The organism is Micromonospora sp. CPCC 205558, assembly GCF_036902955.1.
Classification (GTDB): domain Bacteria; phylum Actinomycetota; class Actinomycetes; order Mycobacteriales; family Micromonosporaceae; genus Micromonospora.
In genome coordinates this window covers 38040-56244 of the sequence record NZ_JBAKHR010000017.1, presented here as the reverse complement: position 1 = coordinate 56244, position 18205 = coordinate 38040, and the positions used below count along the sequence as shown (strand labels likewise).

The 18205-nt window shown below is 67.8% G+C and carries 14 protein-coding genes; all 14 read right to left on the bottom strand.

The genetic code is table 11. From position 1 onward, the window contains the following. Positions 1 to 6 precede the first annotated feature (6 nt). Positions 7 to 2577, bottom strand: coding sequence for a DEAD/DEAH box helicase (locus tag V6U86_RS20005; RefSeq protein WP_334505374.1), 2571 nt, complete (start codon positions 2575 to 2577; stop codon positions 7 to 9). Between the two features lie 363 nt (positions 2578 to 2940). Next, positions 2941 to 3981, bottom strand: a complete 1041-nt coding sequence (locus V6U86_RS20000; protein WP_334505373.1) for a hypothetical protein — start codon at positions 3979 to 3981, stop codon at positions 2941 to 2943. A 425-nt stretch (positions 3982 to 4406) separates the two neighbouring features. Next, positions 4407 to 5402 (bottom strand): hypothetical protein, encoded by a 996-nt coding sequence (locus V6U86_RS19995; protein ID WP_334505372.1) that lies wholly within the window; start codon positions 5400 to 5402, stop codon positions 4407 to 4409. 71 nt (positions 5403 to 5473) lie between these two features. Continuing rightward, positions 5474 to 9736, bottom strand: coding sequence for a MobF family relaxase (gene mobF, locus V6U86_RS19990; protein WP_334505371.1), 4263 nt, complete (start codon positions 9734 to 9736; stop codon positions 5474 to 5476). A 714-nt stretch (positions 9737 to 10450) separates the two neighbouring features. Then, entirely contained in the window at positions 10451 to 11128 is a 678-nt protein-coding gene (locus V6U86_RS19985; protein WP_334505370.1) for a hypothetical protein, read from the bottom strand. Between the two features lie 153 nt (positions 11129 to 11281). Then, entirely contained in the window at positions 11282 to 11725 is a 444-nt protein-coding gene (locus tag V6U86_RS19980; protein ID WP_334505369.1) for a hypothetical protein, read from the bottom strand. A 146-nt stretch (positions 11726 to 11871) separates the two neighbouring features. Continuing rightward, positions 11872 to 12516, bottom strand: a complete 645-nt coding sequence (locus tag V6U86_RS19975) for a GGDEF domain-containing protein (RefSeq protein WP_334505368.1) — start codon at positions 12514 to 12516, stop codon at positions 11872 to 11874. Positions 12517 to 12634: 118 nt separating this feature from the next. Then, entirely contained in the window at positions 12635 to 12862 is a 228-nt protein-coding gene (locus V6U86_RS19970; RefSeq protein ID WP_334505364.1) for a hypothetical protein, read from the bottom strand. 156 nt (positions 12863 to 13018) lie between these two features. Beyond that, positions 13019 to 13534, bottom strand: a complete 516-nt coding sequence (locus V6U86_RS19965) for a hypothetical protein (RefSeq protein ID WP_334505367.1) — start codon at positions 13532 to 13534, stop codon at positions 13019 to 13021. Between the two features lie 83 nt (positions 13535 to 13617). Beyond that, positions 13618 to 14268, bottom strand: a complete 651-nt coding sequence (locus V6U86_RS19960) for a hypothetical protein (RefSeq protein WP_334505366.1) — start codon at positions 14266 to 14268, stop codon at positions 13618 to 13620. Positions 14269 to 14428: 160 nt separating this feature from the next. Next, positions 14429 to 15946, bottom strand: coding sequence for a hypothetical protein (locus V6U86_RS19955; RefSeq protein ID WP_334505365.1), 1518 nt, complete (start codon positions 15944 to 15946; stop codon positions 14429 to 14431). Between the two features lie 118 nt (positions 15947 to 16064). Beyond that, positions 16065 to 16292: a hypothetical protein gene (locus V6U86_RS19950; RefSeq protein ID WP_334505364.1), complete on the bottom strand. Its 228-nt coding sequence runs from the start codon at positions 16290 to 16292 to the stop codon at positions 16065 to 16067. A 158-nt stretch (positions 16293 to 16450) separates the two neighbouring features. Beyond that, a complete protein-coding gene (locus tag V6U86_RS19945) occupies positions 16451 to 17128 on the bottom strand; it encodes a hypothetical protein (protein ID WP_334505363.1) in 678 nt (225 codons plus the stop codon). Positions 17129 to 17409: 281 nt separating this feature from the next. Continuing rightward, positions 17410 to 17853, bottom strand: a complete 444-nt coding sequence (locus tag V6U86_RS19940) for a hypothetical protein (protein ID WP_334505362.1) — start codon at positions 17851 to 17853, stop codon at positions 17410 to 17412. Positions 17854 to 18205 lie beyond the last annotated feature (352 nt).

Genomic DNA, 18205 nt, shown 5'->3' with positions numbered 1-18205 from the left:
ATCCGATCATTGCGGTGCGACCAGGTTGACCGTGAGCCGGTCGCGCACCTGCTCAGGCAGCAGGCCCTCTTGACCCAAGTGCCTGGCGACCAGCGCCCGGAGTTGGTTGTCATCAAGGCCAGGACGCTGAGCCATTAGTTCGCTCCATGCGCGTGCCGCCGCTTCCGCAAGCCTGAGTACGACGTCTGGGTGGACGACATGGACGTGAGCCTCGGCGCCCGCCGCGCCGGTTGGGTCCACGGCCGGTTTGGGGGAGACGATCACGGTGGCGCTATCTGGTGGGATGTCGGCGACTGCACGATCGGACTTAAGAAGACGGAGTTGATCGCCGGCCTGACGAATGTCCTTTTGCGGAACGAGGCCGGACGGTTCGTGGTCACTCTTAGCGTCGATGGCCAGCCAGAGGTGGTGGTCCCAGCACCACGTGGAATCGCAGCGACCGGAGCCCGGCGGCTTCTGCGCATCAGCTCCCAAAACGTAGCCGAGCTTGGTCAGGGCGGGCTCATACACGGTCGGCTTGCGTTCCTTGAGGGCAGCGAGCATCTCCTCAGCCACCGCCGCCGCCTTGGGAATGGAGGTGCTTCTCATTCGGGCTGCCACCGCTGCAACCGCCGTTGCGGAAGCTGATGAGAGCGCCGACGTCTGGATGGTTGGTATCGGGGCTAGTTCCCGGATCCACATCGACGGTTTGGCTGCAGCTTCGGCCTGGGCGGCAAGAGCGACCGCGTTCTGTCGAAGTGCCTGGTTGGCGGTGGTGACTCCGGCTTGGTCGGCCCAGGTAGCCGCCAGGTAGAGCCAGAATGAGCGGTAGCCACGTAGGGCGTCGCCACCCTTGCCGAGTTGCAATGCGGCTTCGTTGGCCCGGGCGCTGGCCTCTTGCCATTCGCCCATGCCGGACAGCGACCATGCTTCGACCTCGGATTTGACTGCGGCGGCCAGGGCGCCACTAGCGGGCGGCGGCGTCATCGTGGCTTCATTACGCAACTCAGTGATGATCGGCTCGGCATCGCTGCGCCACGCGTCGTCCTGGCCCAGGAACGTGGTGACGTTGTCGAGGATGTCGGCGGCTGAGGTCCGTCGGCTGTTTTGGATACCGAAGTCGATCTCCGCTTGGAGTTCGGGATCGAGAGCCTGTCGAATCTCGGGTCTGACCATGTATGTCGTCAGGTCGGCGCCCAACACGATCACGACGGCCCAGTCATTCGGGCCGCGCGTGCAGCGGCCAACTCCCTGCACGACGCGCGTACGGACGCGTTCAGCCAGGGCGGCACCTGCACGGACGTTCTGCGACAGGAAGCGTTCTTGGAGGTTGTCTGTGTCCGGTTTGCCATTCAGGACGACGACGCGACAGTCGTCGCCGGGAAGGTCGAGCCCGTCGTACCGAGCGGCGAGCCCGCAGACGGCGTTTGGTAGCGCGGCAAACTGTTCCATGCCGCCTTCGACGTCGTTGATGCCGAGCACGGGCCAGCCGGGTTGGGCAAGCTCAGTCGCAGTGCTGATGGCGGTATTGGTGTCCGGGGCGAGGACCAGGGCTTTTCCCGCTGCTGCTACGACGGACCGGGCAAGTTGTTGGGCATCGGTTACTTCAGCCAGCTCGGGGAAGACGAAGAATCTGCGGCCAGCCCTTGGTGTAGGTGCCGTGTCAGGCAGTGCTACCCGCGTGATCGCCGGGCGTCCAAAGGCCCGTTCGAGTTCCCCACCGCTGCCGAGCGTCGCGGACAGGTAGATACGCTGTGCGGCCTGCGTGAATACCGGGTTCTTATTCGTCGGCGGGATGCCCGGCCGGATCAAGATGGCACCGTAGGAGACGTACGCCAGGCAGCTCGGAATGGCGTCTCTGATCATTGAGTATCGGTACGTCCAGGGTGCCGGCAGCTGGGCGAGAACCGCGTCGAGTTTGCTGACCATCTCGGGCTGACGCAGCGGGACGACCAGACGGGCGCTGCGGTACATGCCGGGGTCGGGCGTATAGTCGCGCAACCGTTGCAACGGGATGCCGTCGATCGCTGGCGCGAGGACGTCGAGAAGTTGGGTGTACGCCTTCTGGTTCGTCGAGCGTCGGAGGTGGATGGCGTACTGCTCGCTGACGTACTGCTCTCCAGCGTGGGCGTCGTCGAACAGGAGAAGCTCTGGTACCGCTAGGTGCGGATTGCTGTTGAAGATTGTGTTGTAAGTGGTCACCGCGACCGCCTCCGCGGCCTCGTAGGCCGCGCGGTCTGCCGTAGGCCAGCTCGTGTGGCTGCCCATGAGGGTTACGGCAGGAACGCCCTCCCGAGCGGCTACTTTCGCGACCTGCGAAGCGAGTTGTTGGGTGGGGCAGGCGTAGGCAACCCGGCTTGTTCGGGTGACTCTGACCCAGTTGGCGATGACGAGTCCAGGCAGCGTTTTGCCGGTACCCGTTGGTAGTTCCAGCGCGAGATCAGGGTCCGCGGTGTGGTTGGCGGCATATCGCCGTAGAAGATCCCCTTGGTGAGTCCAGAGTCCCTGCACGGCACTGGGCTTGCGTGGGAGGTCGCGGTACATGGCTTCGGGGCTGGCCACCGCTACCGCTTTCTTCGCCCCGCCCTTGAACGCCACGCTTGCCTCTGCTTCTCTTGGTTGCCGTTTGGAGATTCTACTGGTTGGCCGTGTCACGTCCGACCGGACTAAAACGGCGTCTGGCTAGTGGGTCCGAATCGCCGAGGGACCTGGCACGGCCGCTTGGCGTCTGGTTGGCCATCGACGACCGCATGTCGGGTAGTGCCCGGGGCCGCAGATACCATGTAGCGCCTCTCGGATCATCGGCCCCGGGGATCCCGGTGCTCGACATAAGGTCAGCGACGTCGGCGCGACTGTAATCTCAAGGCGTACGAGTCGCTCGTTGGAGGAGTCGCCGCCAGCCGCTGTTCCGGTGCAGAACCAGCTGGTCTGGTCGCTCGTGCAGAGCGCCCAGCTAATCGACTAGTCACCTTCAGCATCCGATCTTTCCTCGACAAGCCCAGCGCCGTGGGCATCGCTGCTCTCAGGGTTGGCCAGCACCCACTCCCCGCCGTCAGGCTCGCTCCTGCCTGTCCTGCGGAGTAGTCCGTGAACACTGAGGAAGTCGATCATCACCTGCACCGCGTTGCCCGCTTCCCAGTGCCCTGGGGCCGCACCGCGATGAGCGGCGTCGTTGCGAAGGGTGTTTAGTGAGCGCAGGCGCTCGACTGGCACAGCGAGCGGAAGGCGGTTCTGTTCGGCGATCGAGATGTAGTCGCCAAGAGCTGTCCGCGCGTTGATGCGTCGTTGCTGCCTTTCGGGCAGCCGGTCCGCGTGGTTGCGGACGTGCCGGCCGAGGGCAATTTCGAGGGCGGTGGCTGCATCGATGATCGCGCGCCGGTTCGCGTGGCGTCTGTGCGCGGCGCGTGCGTCACGGCTCAGCACCTCTTCGAGCGGCGGTTCGTTGCCGTCGCGGACGAGCCCCAGGATGCAAGCCCATTCCTCAACGCGCAGTGGACGGACGTGAGGTGTTGTGATCTTGATGCCCAGGGCGCCATCGTGAGGTGGTTCGATGAACGAGAGGCCCGCACCGACTGCCTCTGCGTCGTAGACACGGTGATTGGGATCGAGGTCCTGGCCGGTCACGATCTCGGTCCAGGTGCGCACATCGTCAAACCACCTGTTGATGTATTCAGCGAGCTGATGCTCGGGGGTGAACCACGACTTGTGGTCGTAGCTCGGGCCCTCGACGTCGGTCACGACCACGCGATGAAGGGCGGTGGCTGGCCGAAGCGACTCGGGAATGTGGGCGCTGTACTCCTGCGCCCATACGGGCTGGTCGCCGGTCAGCTCGAGGCGTGACTCGGTGCCGAGCACAGGAGGGGGACCACCTACCGGTGGTCGTGAATCTGGCAACACGACGCTGAACCGGAGCTTGTCGTAACCGGTCAGGTACGTCGCATCGAGCGCGGCGCACATCACCCAAATGTGCACCGGCAGCTCGAAGATCGCCTTCACCTCCATGTCGATCTCCTCACTGTGCACCTCTCATTGAAGCCACTGGCGTGCGTGCTGAAGGGAAGATACTCGGCCCAGGCGTTGCCGGGCTTTTCAATTGTTGGTCGAGCCGCGGACGCCGAGCAGCTGCGAGTAATCACGCGGACCTCCGGGCAGCCACGCCCATGTATCGGCGGAGACGCAGGTGCGGCACCTACCCGAGAGCGGTTGCCGGGGTGCTGCACCGCGCTCTTGCCCGAGCGCTAGGACGCGCGCCCACGTGCTCGGCTGGAGTGCTGCGTGAACGATGTTCGCGATGCAGTCCGCAGTGCACCGGAACTGGTGTCTACGTTGGCGCGAAGTTCAGGGCGACCGCAGTTCGCCCGTACTCGTGCGGTTGGTGGAGCAGGCGGCTTCGCGTCTTTTCTTGGTTGCGATGGCGCCCGCTGACGTTAATCGTCGACTTCGCGAGAGTGCTGTCGGGTGACGTCCTCGTGCTCGCTGCTACGGGGCTGAGGTGCTCCGCCCCGTGGGGCTGCCTCGCCAGCCGGCGGCGGGATGATGTTGTTGACAGACTCGGCCAACCGCTCGACATGTTCGGCGATCCGCTGCACGTAGCCGAGGACTTCGCGGGTGAGCTGAGTTGTAGACGGCGTTCGCGCGTGTTCGGCTTGCGTCATGAGGCTTGTGAGGATGGCGCCGACCTGGTGATCGGCTGGCGAAGCGGAGTACAATACGGGTGAGGACATGGTCTGGGCTCTTTGGCTCAGGTTGTGGGGGCCGCGTTCGCCATCTGGTGGAGCGGCCCCACTCGGGTTGAGGCGAAGTTCGGTGCCGGTGTTCGCTTCGAGGATGGTGGCGACGTCGGCTATCCGGTTCCACCATTGCGGTTCGTCGGTGCGGATGGCGCGGCCTGCGGACCACGCGACGGCGTCAGCCATCCAGAGTCCGGGGTCGTTGCGACCTTCGACGTGGATGAGCCGCATCCGGTGGCTGATGGCTCCTTGTTCGAGGAGCCGACGGTAGGCCCTGATGTCGTTGCGGTCGATGCTGGGCAGCCGGCTGCCGGTTTCCCGGGCGTCGCGCCACTCTGCGGGACTGCCCCTGGTTTCGACGTACACGTCGCGGACTCGTTGGTCGTTGAGGTGGCGCAGGAGCCGTTCCATGCTGAGCCGTCGGGCGTGTTCGCGTTGGCCTTCTAGGTGTGCGTGTACGTGGCGCGGGTTGTTCGGTACGGCGGCCATGTTGCCCGGGTCGATGGGTACTTGGGCGGAGACGACGGACCATCCGGCGTGCTCGGATACAACGTCGAGCATCGCTTCGATCACGCCGACGTGTCCGCGGTGGTACAGCGCGGTGGAGTGGTAGCCGTCGTGGATGCCGGTGGCTTCTTTCGCGGCGGTCTCGGCTGCGGGGACGCTGTCGTGGTCGATGATGACGGCGGCCATCAGGTAGGCGCCAGGTGAGTTGCGTTGTTGGAACCAGGACTCGTCGACGAACGCTGTGGGGTGAGTGGCCATTAGTCAATCTCCGCTTCCTCTGTGGTGCCCAGGTCGCGGGTGGTGGTGCGGTCCCGGGCGGCGTTGGCGTGCTGGGGTAGGCCCTCGGTGATGGGTGTGGTGTGCGGTTGTGGCCGGGTTTCGTCGATTGCTCGGACTCGCGCGGTGGTGGTGGCGATGGCGTCGGCCAGGGTGGTGCGGCGGGTCGTGGTGCGGCGGGCTTGTTCGGCTGCGGCGGCGAGTCCGGCGTAGCGGGTGGGCAGGGCGCTGGTGTACCAGCGGCTCCACGTACGGTGCCGGGATTCGAGGTCACCGATCCGCGCCTGGTGCTGGTCGATGACCTCGCGCAGGCTGGTCAGCTTTGCGCGCAGACTGGCGGCCCGGCCGGTGGCGGCATCGACTCGTTGTTGGGTTTCACGCTGGGCGGTGAGGATATGGGTGCGCGATGGTCCGCGTTGCCACCAGCGGGGGCGCAACTGCTGGGCGTGTGCGGCGGCGCGTTGGCCGGCGGCGCCGACGGTGGCGAGGAGGAGCGCGAGGTCGTGGTGGCGCTGCTCGACGTCGGTGAGGGTGAGGTGCGCGTCGCGTAGTTGGTCGGCGACGTACGGCGGCGCGGCGGCGTCGGCGGTGCGTTGCGCGGTGATTAGTCGTGTGAGTTCTTGGTCGTCGGTGGTGGTGAGGTGGCCGGCGAGGGTGGCGGCGCCGACGACGATGCGGGCGCGGTGCCAGGCGTTCCAGCGGGCGATGTCACCGCTGGAGGGCTCGGGTCCGATGGGGTGCTCGCTGGTGAGCTGGTACCGGTCGCGGTAGCTGGCAATGACCTCGGCGCGGGCTAGCCATTGGTCGCGGCCCGCTGGATCGTCGGGGACGTCGCCCAGGGCGCGGGCCCAGGCGGGCCGCTGTTCGGCGGCGAGGTCGGCTAGGGCGCGGACGCGGCGGTCGCAGATGCCGGCGACCTGGCGTAGGGCGCCTCCAATGTCGCCGGTGAGGTTGGCGGGCAGGCGCTCGGTGTAGGTCGCGGCGAGCTCTGGTGTGGTGGCGATGGTGGGGTCGGCGGTGGCCCGGCCGATGATGCGGTCGATGCGCCAGGACAGCACCGCGGCGATGTCGTCGGCGGAGTCGATTTCGCGGGGTCGGATGGCGCGGCGCAGCACGTCGGTGGGGTCGTGGCCGGCTTCGCGCAGGGTGGTGAGGCGGGCGATGAGCGCGGGCAGCGCGAGGTCCCGGGCGAGCCGATCGGCCAGCTGCCGTCCGCTGATCTGCCGGACGATGGCGAGGTATTCGGGGATGCGGGCGCGGGCGGACAGGTCGTCGTAGATCGGCGTCCAGGCGTGCAACGCGTCGACGTCGGCCCAGAGGTGCTGTTCGGTTTCGGTGGCGGAGCGGTCGGGTGTGGCGCGGCGCATGATGTCGGCGAGGACAGCGACGCGGGCGGTGGGCGGCTGCGGTGGGGTTCCTTCGCGGGGGTGGTCGTCGGTGACGACGTACGCCTCGTTGAGGGTGGTTCCGCGGGTGAGCATGACGTAGAGGCGGGCTAGAGAGGTGTTGTCGTCGACGAGCGCGCGGGCGGTGTGCACGGTCTGGCCTTGGACGGAGTCGACGGTGAGGGCGTAGGCGAGCTGGACGTGCTGTGCGGCGTACGCGGCGGGCAGGATGGCGGTCGCGCTGGTGCGTAGGTTGGTGACGTGCACCTGTCCGGCGCGGGTGATGGCGTCGACGCGCCATTGGTCGCGGTTCGCGACGTAGGTGCTGGCGGCGCTGATGCGCCGGTCGTTGCGGCGGGTCACGATGATGTCGCCGACGCTGGCGTGGTTGCCGTCGCGCAGCCGCACGGCGGGGCCGGCTCGGACGAGGCCGGCGTGGATGAGGATGTCGCGGGCGCGGCGGGCGATTTCGGCGGCTTCGTCGGCGGTTTCGACGAGCATCATGCTGCGGTGCTCGGTGGTCATGTCGGCGGTCCACCGGTCGAGCATTTGACCGATGAGGTGCTGGCGGTGACCGCCGACGATCCGGCCTCGGCGGTCGTATTCGGCCAGGACGGTGAGGTCGCCGCCGCGCAGCCGTAGCGACGCTTCTCCTTCCCACGGTTGGGTGAACCGGCGGACCTGGGAGAGGTGGGTGGTGGTGCCGAGGCTGTCGAGGTAGCGGAACAAACCGCCGGGCCCGATCGCGGAGATCTGCTCGGGGTCACCGACGAGGATGAGTTTCCCGTTGACCTTGTCGAGGTGGGTGACGAGGCGGGCGAGGTCGTGGCTGGAGACCTGTGATGCCTCGTCGATGATGACCCATTGCCCGGGTCGGAACTGCCAGTCGGCGGCGGTGGTGCCGGGTGGCGGCCGGTGTTGGGCGTGTAGCCATCGGGCGATGTTCTCGGTCCGCAGCGCCTGTCCGGGCGCGGCGGTGGCGTCGGCGAGCACCTGGGCTGCGGACTGTCCGACGGTGAGGCCGATCACCGGCACACCGGTCTCGCGGGCGGCGGTGACGACGGCTCGTTGCAGGTAGGTCTTGCCGGTGCCGGCGGGCCCGACAACGCCGGTGACGCGCCGGTCGTCGCCGACGAGCCACCGCAGCGCGGACTTCTGCTCGGGAGACAACCGCAGCGCCGCCGATGCGGTGGTGATCGCTGCCGCTGGGGCGGGGATGGCTCCGCGGCGGCCGGCGTAGGTGAGGACTTCCTTCTCGGCGGCGAGGACCATGTGGGTGGTCATCTGCAGGTCACGGTGCCGGGTGTATTCGCTGTGCCGGTCGCTGCCACGCAACAGGCTCGGCCCCCACTGCACGAGCGCTGGCGGTGTGAGAACGCGCAGCCCGCCCATACCTTCGGTGATGGCTTTCCCGGCGAGGTTCTGCACCCGTTGCCAGTCGGCCTGTGGTGACTGGCCGGGAGTGATGTCGAGGACTCGGCCGATGGCCAGTTCGAGGTGTTCGCGGCCGAACACGGCCCGCTCCTGGCCGAGGGTGCGCACGGCGCGAGCGAGCGCAAGGCGCACGTCGGCACGCACGGCCGCGTCGACGACGCGGTCATGGTCTGCGGTGGGGACACCGAGCTGCGCGGCGACCGCACGGAGAGCGGTTTCGTCGAGGCCGCCGGGGTGTAGTCGGTACGCGCGGCGAAGCACCCGCCGCGCGGCGGCAGCGGTGTCATTACGGGCAGCGCCGGTGAGGACGGCACGTACTTGCCCGGTGGTGTCGAGTCGTGCGGCGCGGTCCTCGGCCTGCCAGCGTTGTACGGCCTGGTGGGTGGACTCGGCGCCCTTGTGCGGCCGGCGGGTCCGCAACGTCGCGTCCTGCGCGCGGCGCCGCCACTGCGCGGCCACTGATCGGGTTGCCGGGCCCTGCCGGTCGACGCGGCGGTTCATCTCCTCGGTGATCGCGCCCCGCCGCTTGCCGTAGTGGCGCAGCGAGGCCTCGCTGAAACCGCCGATCTCGCGAATCCCGGAGTCATCCCGCGGGGCGAAGCTCACCCCGAGGCGGCGGTGAAGTTCGACTTCCACCGCGCGTTCGTACGCGACCCGGGCGCCGATCGAAGCGCGGTAGAAGGCCTTGCCGTCGAGGGCCAGCCACTGCGGATCGCCGTCCGGGGTCACCGTCTTGACCTTGCTGGAGACGACGACGTGCGAATGCAGCTGCGGGTCACGCTCGCGGCTCATCCGATGGTCGAAGACCAACGCCGCCAAACCCCCGGTGTCGAGTTGCCGGACACCGCCCGCGCCAGCGCGGGCGAACGCACCGTGGCGCTGGAGATGATCGAGCAACGACCGCACACCGGCGTGATGGGCAGCCACGACGTCCTGCTTGACCGCGTCGTCGCCGAACGCCCACAAGAGCGATACGGACTTAACCGGGGAGACAGTGACGTCGTATGCGGATACGGCACGCCGCTCGGGCGCGTTCATGATGTCGTGCCATACCTTGTCGCGCTGCTCCACAGTGGCATCGGCGGGCAAGTGGGCCAGGGCCCGCTGGACTGCCTTCTCGCGGTACTCGTCGGTCATCGGCGTGTAGATCCGCCATTTCTGCCCGAGCCGATAACCGGCGCTCGGGTGCCGTCCTTGGCCGATGAGATACCGCATTTGCCGTTCGTTGACCCAGCCGCCGACGCCAAGGACGGCGGCGCCGTCGCCGGCCCACCAGCCAGGGCTCTCCCCTCGCGCGGTGTGGTTGATGTAGTAGGGCGTTGGCCCCCCATCGCCCAGTGGGCGCAGGTCATGGCGGCCGGCGGCGACCTGCTCCATGACGTAGCGGTAGCCGTCGCCGGGCGAGATGCGCGTGACGGACAACATGTCTCGACCGTAGAAGATCAACTATTCGAACAGTGCCGGAGAATGCAAGGGGGTGTGTCCCCCGTAAGCGAGCAAGAAACGATGCGGTAGCCGTTTAGGCAGGCCACAGAGTGCGTGGCTGAGGATGAACGGTCGGCCGGGGAAGATGACGAATTGCGGCCAGCATCGAACGAACAGGCGAATTGGTGTGGCGTGTGATCTGGTGAGCTGCCGGGAGCGGTCGCTACGGTCGGGGAATGGCGAGTAAAACGGGGAATGATGCGACTTTGGCGCTGCGGCGGCGGCAGGAATTGGAGCTGCGCGCGGTGCGGGCGGTCGAGAAGGCTGCCGGGACGGTCCAGGACGCTCAGCGGCGTCGGCGTGAGGCTGTCGCGCGGCTGGATCAGGAGGTCGGCGCGGCTGCGGCGGCGCATGGGTTGGCCGTGGCGGTCCTGGCGACCTTGCTGCGCGATGACCGCCTAGCGGCGGACCTGACCGGGGTGGACCTGGCGCGGGTGCGTGCGTATCGGCGTGGCGCGGATGGGGCTGCGGTGCGGGCTCGGCTTGCTGAGTTGGGCGAGGTGGTGCCTCGTCGTCGGCGTACGGCTGTCCCGGTGCCCGGAAATGCGGGGCCGGCTTCGGCTGGTGATGTCTCGCGCGGCGCTCCGTCCTGAAGTGGTGAGGCTGGCCGGTTCGGGCGAATGCCCGAACCGGCCAGCGTTGCGGGGTGCGTGGTTAGGTCCAGTCGAGTCCGCATCCGGTGCAGACCCGAACCGTTCCTTCGCCTACCCATTCCATGAGTTCGTCGTCAGTGGCGGCGCAGTGCTCGGGGATGGCGGCGGGCCAGTTTCCTTGGATGACCAGATGGCCGGGGTAGACCGATCCTCGGGTCTGGCTGCCGTGGAACATGACGGGCGGCCCGGGGTGCGGGTCGATTAGCGGGAGCGTGGTGCGGTGGCGCAGGCCGGTGCCGGTGAGGTCGGTCGGGGCTGCGGGCGGTCGCTTCATGTGCACGGCGCGGCGGTACTGGGTGAAGTCCTTGAAGGTGGGCGCGGCCAGTTCCGCGCGATCGATGAGCGCGAGCGCTTCGTAGGGCTCGGCGGCCTGGTGGTGGTGAAATGCGGCGCGTAGGTAGGCGTCAGCCCGTGCTATGCGGGCGGCCTCGCGGTTGATGCGCTCAGCGAAGGTGACGCGAGGCGCGGTAAGCGTGTCGGGGTTAGCGTCGAGGTGAGCAGCTACGGCGTCCCAGATTGTGGAGCGGCCGTACTTGTCGGTCAGCGTTTGAAGGTGGCCGTCTGCGATGTGACGTACGGCTTCGTTTTTTCCTCCGCCCATTGGACTGCTGTAGTAGTTGGGTGCCCAGTCGTCGCAGGCGTGGGCGATCATGACGAGTTCGGGGCGGGTCAGACTCATGCTGGTGCCTCTCGTGTGCTGGGTGGGTTTGCGCTGTGGGGTACGGCAGCGGGCGACGGGTGCGGACGCCGGCGGCGGCGCGCTCGATGCGCGTCGGGGACGTCTGCGGTGCGGTCGCCCGGCCGCCTTGTCGGCGGCCGGGCGATGCGCGGGTTAGAGGTGCTGACCGAGCAGGCGGCCGGGCTCGCCGGTGGTGACCCATCCGGCGGTGTCTCCGAACAGCCGTCCAGCGCGATGGGCGAGCGTGACGGGGTACACGTCGGGGCGCTGTACGTGGTGCTTGCCGTTCTGCCAGAGGTCGAGCAGCAAGGCGGCCAGTAGCAGCGTGGCGCGCATCCGGCCGGCGTTGCAGGCGTGGCACTGGTGTCGGCGGGCGTACTTGATCAGGGCGACGGTGGCCGCGCGTAGTTCGATGGCGGCGGCGGTGCTGTGGGTGGGTGTCGTGGGCCACGCTGGGGCGTGCTCGCACAGGTGCAGAAAGGTGATGACCTGTGCCATGCGGCGGCGGGCCGCGTCGAGCAGGTGCAGGACGTGTCGCGTGTGGGGGTCGGCGGGAAGGGCCGGGAGCGCGACGGTGGGAGCAGTCAGCGTGGACATCGTGGGACTCCTCGCATGGGGTTTGGTGGGTGTCCGTTAGGGGTTCGCCGTCCCTGTTGAACAGCTATTACTATACCCGGTTCTGGGTGTTGTGTCTATCTGGGTGGCCCGGAACTGTCCGGGGTTCCGGGCCACCCAGGGGTGGGCTACAAGCGGTAGCGGCGGCGCTGCATCGGGAGCGTTGCCGTGACGGTCGCGCCGATGTTCTGGTGCCACTCCTTGACGCCTCCGCCGCGTCGCTTGGCCGCGTACATGGCGGCGTCTGCCCGCCGGATCAGGTCGACGGCGGTGACGTCGTTGTGGTCCGCGAGGGCGAGCCCGAGGCTCGCATAGCAGCCGAACTGTGTTGCGCCGAGAGTGACGGTTGCCGCGTCGAGCGCCCGGGTGGCGGCCTCGGCGTTGTTTCGGGCGGTGTACATGCCGTCATCGGTGATGATCATGAACTCGTCGCCTCCCATCCGCCCGACCATTGCCCGTGAGAGGTTGAGCGCCGTCAGGGTGTCTGCTACCCGGCAGAGCACGAGGTCCCCGGCGGTGTGGCCGTGCTCGTCGTTGATCTCCTTGAAGCGGTTGAGGTCGAGAAGGGCCACGGCTACCGGGCGGGTTCGGTCGGCGAGCAGGTAGTCAAGGTGCACGAGCAGTGCGCGGCGGTTCGGCAGTCCGGTCAGGGCGTCGTGGTGGGCCTCGTAGCGGGCGGTGACGATATCGGTGCGGAGCTTCCTGTTGCGCGCGAGAAGCGCGATGCACGACGCGGTGGTGGTTGCGAGCAGGAGCGTGGATGCGGTGCTCATGCGTCTCCTTGGTTGGGGGTTTGTGTGGTGTGCGGTGGGGGTTCGCCGTCCCCTCCGAACAACTATTACTTTACCCGTTCTTGCGTTCCGTGGCTACCCTGCTTGGCCTGTTCGGACGTCAGATTTTGGTGATCTTGCCGAGAGAAATGCCGGTGGCTACGCCGACCAGCGCGCGGGGTGCGGCCGTGGTGCGTCCCCCCACTTCTTCCGGCGGTGGGGGCGAGTTCACTCGACCCGTGGCGCGCGCAGTGGAGGTCAAGTTCGGGCGCGGGGTTTCGAGGAAAAGATCATGCGGGGTGTGCATGATGTTTTGCGAGCCGCGGCCGGACTTGACCGGAGCGAGCACGTCGCTAGCCTGTTCGGCCCCCACCGAAGGAGAAGGGGTTTTGAGCAGTGCGGCCGCAGGCCGCTTCCGGTTTCCGGTCCGCTAGGACCGGGCCCGAACCCGGCGGCAGCGGCACCCGACGGCGGCCCGGTGCGGACCGCCGTCAGGCGACGTCAGCTACTGATCCGGAGCGGGTGGCCTGATCCGCTGTACCCGCTGCAAGAGTTTAATGGGGATTTCGGCCGCAGGGGTCCGGGTCCGGGGGTCCAAGGTCAAGCGATAGCCGGTCGTCCACAGTAGGCGCCACTGGTGCGCGGTGTGGCCGGGGCGAGCCCTATGAGGGTCACCGGCAGATGCTGGGACATCGAGGGCCTGGGCGCTGTAGTGGGTCATGTGGCCGGCGACCATAGGGCAGGCGGTCACGCTGTAGTGGGCGCACTCGGGGTGCATGGCGGGTTCGGAACTGATGAGCCGTTCAAAGTCGATGGTCCGCATGGCGAAGACACACAGCCGGACCATCTGCTCACCGCAGATTTGGCAGAGTTGGTCGATGAAGGCGGCTTGTAGCCGGGCGGCGTCGATCGCTCCGAAGCGGTACCGGCCGTCGGGCATCTGGGCGGTGATCCACGGTACGACCAGGCCGCCGACGGTGGGGCGGTGTCGCAGCCGAACGGGAATGGGGATCTCGGGCATGAGCAGTCTTTCTGGCTGCGGTGGTGCCGGCCGGTGTGCCCGGCCGGCACCGACGAATGGGCTTGAGGTGGGCGTCGCCCGGCCTATCCGGTGATGTCCGCGCCGAAGCGGCGCGACATGTTGTCGAGCGGGACCGCCGTGCGGGTCGTGGTGCCGTCGTAGGCGACGCTGAACGCGTGAAAGACCCCGCCGGTCTCGTCCGGCATGTGCTCGATGTGCTCGACGTGTTGCCCGCTGAATTTGGTGAGCAGCAAGGCGTGGATGGTGGCAGCGTCGCCCGTCGCCCCCGTCGGCCCGGGGGTGGTCGTGACGACAACCGCGACCGAGAAGATGCCGGTGCGAAACACCCGCAGGGCGCAGGTGGCCAGGGTTCCGCCGCCGCTTAGGTAAATCAGGGTGCCCGTCGCTTCGAGCGGGGCCGGTCCGGGAATCGCTGGCAGCGTGTGTGCCGATCCCGGCTGCTCTCGGGTTCCCTCCCAGACGCGATCCGCCTCAAGGTCGGCGCGCAGGGTGTCGGGGATGACGGCGTAAGGGCGCACTGCCTCGATGATGGTGGCAGGGTCGGTGATGCGCGTTTCCACCCCGAGCCACAGCGGCATGTAATCGGGGTTGTCCTCGTTCAGCTCGCCCTCATTGATCACCTGGGCGAAGTAGCTGCGTAGCGGGCGATCCCACCCCACAACCACGATGTAGCCGTCCCGGTCGGGGCGGGCTTCGAGCTGATGCCTACTCACGAGAAATCTCCTTGGGGTTTGGTGGTTGTCCTGGTGGGGTTCGCCGTCCCACCCGAACAACTATTACTATACCCGGCTTTGCGTCGGGCGTCTACTGGGAAAGCCTGAGAAGAGTGGGGAGATCAGGGGGAGTCGCGTGCGGCGACTCCCCCTTTCACTCTCACTGCTCGTTCTGGTTCCTGGGGTTGCCGAGCACGTGCACCTTCTGGTTAAAGATCAGCGGTGCGTCGTCCGGCCCCTTGATGTGCGGGCGCACGTAGGTGCGGCGGCGTAGTGCGCGGCCGGGGCCGTAGGGCTGTTCCCGGTAGAACCCTTTGACCCACCATCGGTGGGTGTAGACGCGCGTTGGTGTGTCGTCGGTGGCGTCGCGTCGTGGCTGCTGCTTGCGGCGCAGTCGCACGAGTCGTACGAGTGGGGCGGGCCGGTTGGCGCGTTGGTACGCCTTGCGGGTCGCCTTGTCGGCGGGCGCGTCGGTGATCTCCGCGTCGGGCTGTGTGGTGAGGATCCACGTGGCGATCAGGGAGCACAGCATGAGGCGGGTCTGTTCGCTGGCGGGCGCGTAGGGCTGGCCGAAACGCAGCCCTACGCCGGTGCTCATGGGGACTAGCCAGCCGATATCCTCGCGGAACTTCTGCAATTCGGGCTCGGTGAGCCGCTGGCCTTGCATGAGGCCGTCGGCGGGGCCGTAGAACGTGACCCAGAGGCCACCGGGGACCGGCCCCCATTGTGCGGCGACGACCGGCACCACGAGGCCGGTAATCGGCTCGGTGGGCTGGTATACGGGCGTGTGCCAGATGAGCAGTCCGTCAGGGGCGGGCATCTCGATCTGCTCGATGCGAACGTCGGGGAGGTCGCGTGCCGCGTGCGCGGCCAGGGCGGTGAAGTCGGGGTCGATCCAGAAGATGCGCGCGTTTTCGGCGTGGTTGGCCATGAGGGCGCAATGCTGCCGCAGCAGTTCGGGATTGTGGCGGTCGACGATGACGGCTGGCGCGTCCAGAGGAGCGCCAGGCAGCATGTGTCCGGAGACCTTGTACGTCTCGCCTCGGGCGAGCGCGTCAAGTAGGTGCGCCGGGCCGGCGTTCCGCCAAAAGCGCACGAGCCTGTCTCGCACCTTCGGCAGGATCTGCGGGCGGAGTGATCGCACCTCGGGAGCGGGGGCCGCGTCGGCGCTGCCGGCGCTGCCGCGATGAGTGGTGCTGTCGGTCGCCGCAATCGGTTGCCGGGCGGGCGTGATGGGTGTCGCGGTGAACAACGCCCGGTGCATGGAGCGCAGGACTTGCACCGAAATTGTTCCGTCTCGGCGGCTAAAGCGCTTGTAGGCGCGTTGGGTGAGACCTTCGGGGTTCCGCTTCTCGACCAGGCGCGCGCACGTCTCGCACGCGTCCCACTTGTTGCCGAAGTTGTGCAACTGCGCGTCGGCGCGGTCGGTTGATACCGATAGGTCGACGTTTTCAAAGGCGAAGGTTGCCACGGGATGCGGTGCCGAGCAGAAGTCACAAACGGGCTGCCAATTGGCAAGTTGCGCGAGCGGGACGGGGTCCGGATCGTGGTCTTCGAAGCTGCGGCCGGGGTGGAGGAAAAACACCTCGTCCCTGGTGGTAACGGCCGTCAGGGATCGGCCGCAGATTCTGCAACCGTACTTGTCTGCCATCGGCAGGGGGTAGTCATGGATACCCATGCGTCTCCTTGGTTGGGGGTTTGTGTGGTGTGCGGTGGGGGTTCGCCGTCCCCTCCGAACAACTATTACTTTACCCGTTCTTGCGTTCCGTGGCTACCCTGCTTGGCCTGTTCGGACGTCAGATTTTGGTGATCTTGCCGAGAGAAATGCCGGTGGCTACGCCGACCAGCGCGCGGGGTGCGGCCGTGGTGCGTCCCCCCACTTCTTCCGGCGGTGGGGGCGAGTTCACTCGACCCGTGGCGCGCGCAGTGGAGGTCAAGTTCGGGCGCGGGGTTTCGAGGAAAAGATCATGCGGGGTGTGCATGATGTTTTGCGAGCCGCGGCCGGACTTGACCGGAGCGAGCACGTCGCTAGCCTGTTCGGCCCCCACCGAAGGAGAAGGGGTTTTGAGCAGTGCGGCCGCAGGCCGCTTCCGGTTTCCGGTCCGCTAGGACCGGGCCTGAAACCCGGCAACACCCGATGAATTGGCGTGGGTGTTGCCAGATTCGAGCCCCGTTGGGCGAGCTACCGGCGCTGCTCTGCATGATCGAGGATCGCCCACAGCGTCGCGCGCTTCCATCTGCGGCGGTGGCGGCCTCTGGGGCCGACGTTGTCTTCGTCGGCTTGGCGAAGCACGTCGTCGGGCAGGGCGTTTGGGCTGTTGTATCCGAGGACGCGTGCGGCCTCGGGGGCGCCAACCAGTTCATCGGGATCACCGGAGCGGTCGGGGTGGCCCTGGGGTGTGGCGCGGGGGCGCCCGGTGTGGGGTGCGCCTTGCCCGGTGCGGCTGTCGGCGATCTCCCACACCGTGCGGCGCTTCCAACGCCGCCGCTTACGGCCCGTGGGGGTGAGAGATTCGTCGTCGACACGCTCAAGCAGGAGCGGCCAGATTCGGTTCTGTCCTTGTAGTGAATCGGCGCTTCGGTAGCCCAGCATGCGCGCGACGGTGGCGCTGTTCACGAGCTCGTCAGGATCGCCGCTGCGGTCTACGGCGGCGCTCGCGGCGCGTCGGGCTCTGACTCGGGGCAGCTGGTAGGAGGCGATGCTTTCAGCGAGCCATTTGGTGCCGTCGACGCGTTCGGGAAAGCCGTTGGTGGCCCGCTCGCCGTAGAGCTTGTCCAGGTGGCTGAGGGAGATGCCGAGCATCGCTGCGGCCTCGGCACGGCCTACGCGGCTGCTGTCGTCGGGATTGCGGGTGGGCATGCGCCGATGATGCCGCATCCACCGGCTGGGCGGCCGTAGGGGCTGCGCGAGCCGCCCGACACGTACGTTGATCACTTTCCTGCTCCGGTGGCCGATGGGGGGTGTCGTAGGATGGGCGGCACGTGCTCGGCGTATGGGCCTTTGGGGGCCTGTGTGGCGTCGGCACCAGGCGGCCGGGGGGAGTTCGCCAAACTAACCCCCCGGCCGTTGCCCTGTCCGGCGATGTGCGGCGGTGCGAGCGGTGGTGTCGCGCGGCCTGGTGGTGGCCGGCTCGCGGGGTGTCACTGGCTCGATGGCCCGCGAGCGGCGAGGCGAAGGTAGCGGCGGGCGGTCCGGGCCAGCAGCCCGTACTGCGTGTCCCAGCGCGCAATGATCCGCCCGCTCGGCAGGTGCCGCGCCACGTACTCGCGTCGCGATGCCTGCCAGCCCCCGACGCACACCGGGGTCGACTCGGCAACCAGTTCCCAGCTCTCGCCGTCGGCCGAGGCGACGTGGGTGTACCGCTCGCGGGTCAGCGACCACTGGTCGCCATCGACCGTGACTACCAGGCCGTTGGCGGTACCGTCGCGGAACAGGTGCTGTCGGCCGGCGCAGTCGCAGATCAGCACCACGTCCGCCCGTGCGTCGAGTGGTTGCGGACGTGTTGCGGCGCACTGCCAGTGGCCGCACAGCGGCAGGTGGCGTGCCGTCGCACGCTCGGAGTCGGTAAGGGGGGTGGGCGGCATGTCCGCCTCCTTGGGGCAGGTGTGTGGGTTCCGGTGAGGGTTCGCCTCCTCATCCGAACAACTATTACTATACCCGGTTGACGGGTTTGTGTCCAGGCCCGAACGGCGGTTGTGGGGCGGTGGTTCTAATCGATGGCCAGCGGCCTGGGGAGGGGCAGACAACGAAGCTGGCAGGCCGTCGCGGCTGGTTGCGAGCGTAGCGAGCGGCCGGGGCGGCCGGTGCCTGCGGGAGCAACGGTCGGGACCGGCGCGGACCGAGGTCGAAAGCTGGGTCCGGCAACCGGAAGGGGTACGGGCCGGATCGGCGGCAGACCGCGTCGACCGGTTGAGGGCTGTGCTGCTTACCTCCGGC

Coding starts and splice junctions, on each gene's coding strand:
- V6U86_RS20000 (WP_334505373.1), bottom strand. CDS start 3,981: ATGGAGGTGAAGGCGATCTTCGAGCTGCCGGTGCACATTTGGGTGATG.
- V6U86_RS19995 (WP_334505372.1), bottom strand. CDS start 5,402: ATGGCCGCCGTCATCATCGACCACGACAGCGTCCCCGCAGCCGAGACC.
- mobF (WP_334505371.1), bottom strand. CDS start 9,736: ATGTTGTCCGTCACGCGCATCTCGCCCGGCGACGGCTACCGCTACGTC.
- V6U86_RS19985 (WP_334505370.1), bottom strand. CDS start 11,128: ATGAGTCTGACCCGCCCCGAACTCGTCATGATCGCCCACGCCTGCGAC.
- V6U86_RS19980 (WP_334505369.1), bottom strand. CDS start 11,725: ATGTCCACGCTGACTGCTCCCACCGTCGCGCTCCCGGCCCTTCCCGCC.
- V6U86_RS19975 (WP_334505368.1), bottom strand. CDS start 12,516: ATGAGCACCGCATCCACGCTCCTGCTCGCAACCACCACCGCGTCGTGC.
- V6U86_RS19965 (WP_334505367.1), bottom strand. CDS start 13,534: ATGCCCGAGATCCCCATTCCCGTTCGGCTGCGACACCGCCCCACCGTC.
- V6U86_RS19955 (WP_334505365.1), bottom strand. CDS start 15,946: ATGGGTATCCATGACTACCCCCTGCCGATGGCAGACAAGTACGGTTGC.
- V6U86_RS19945 (WP_334505363.1), bottom strand. CDS start 17,128: ATGCCCACCCGCAATCCCGACGACAGCAGCCGCGTAGGCCGTGCCGAG.
- V6U86_RS19940 (WP_334505362.1), bottom strand. CDS start 17,853: ATGCCGCCCACCCCCCTTACCGACTCCGAGCGTGCGACGGCACGCCAC.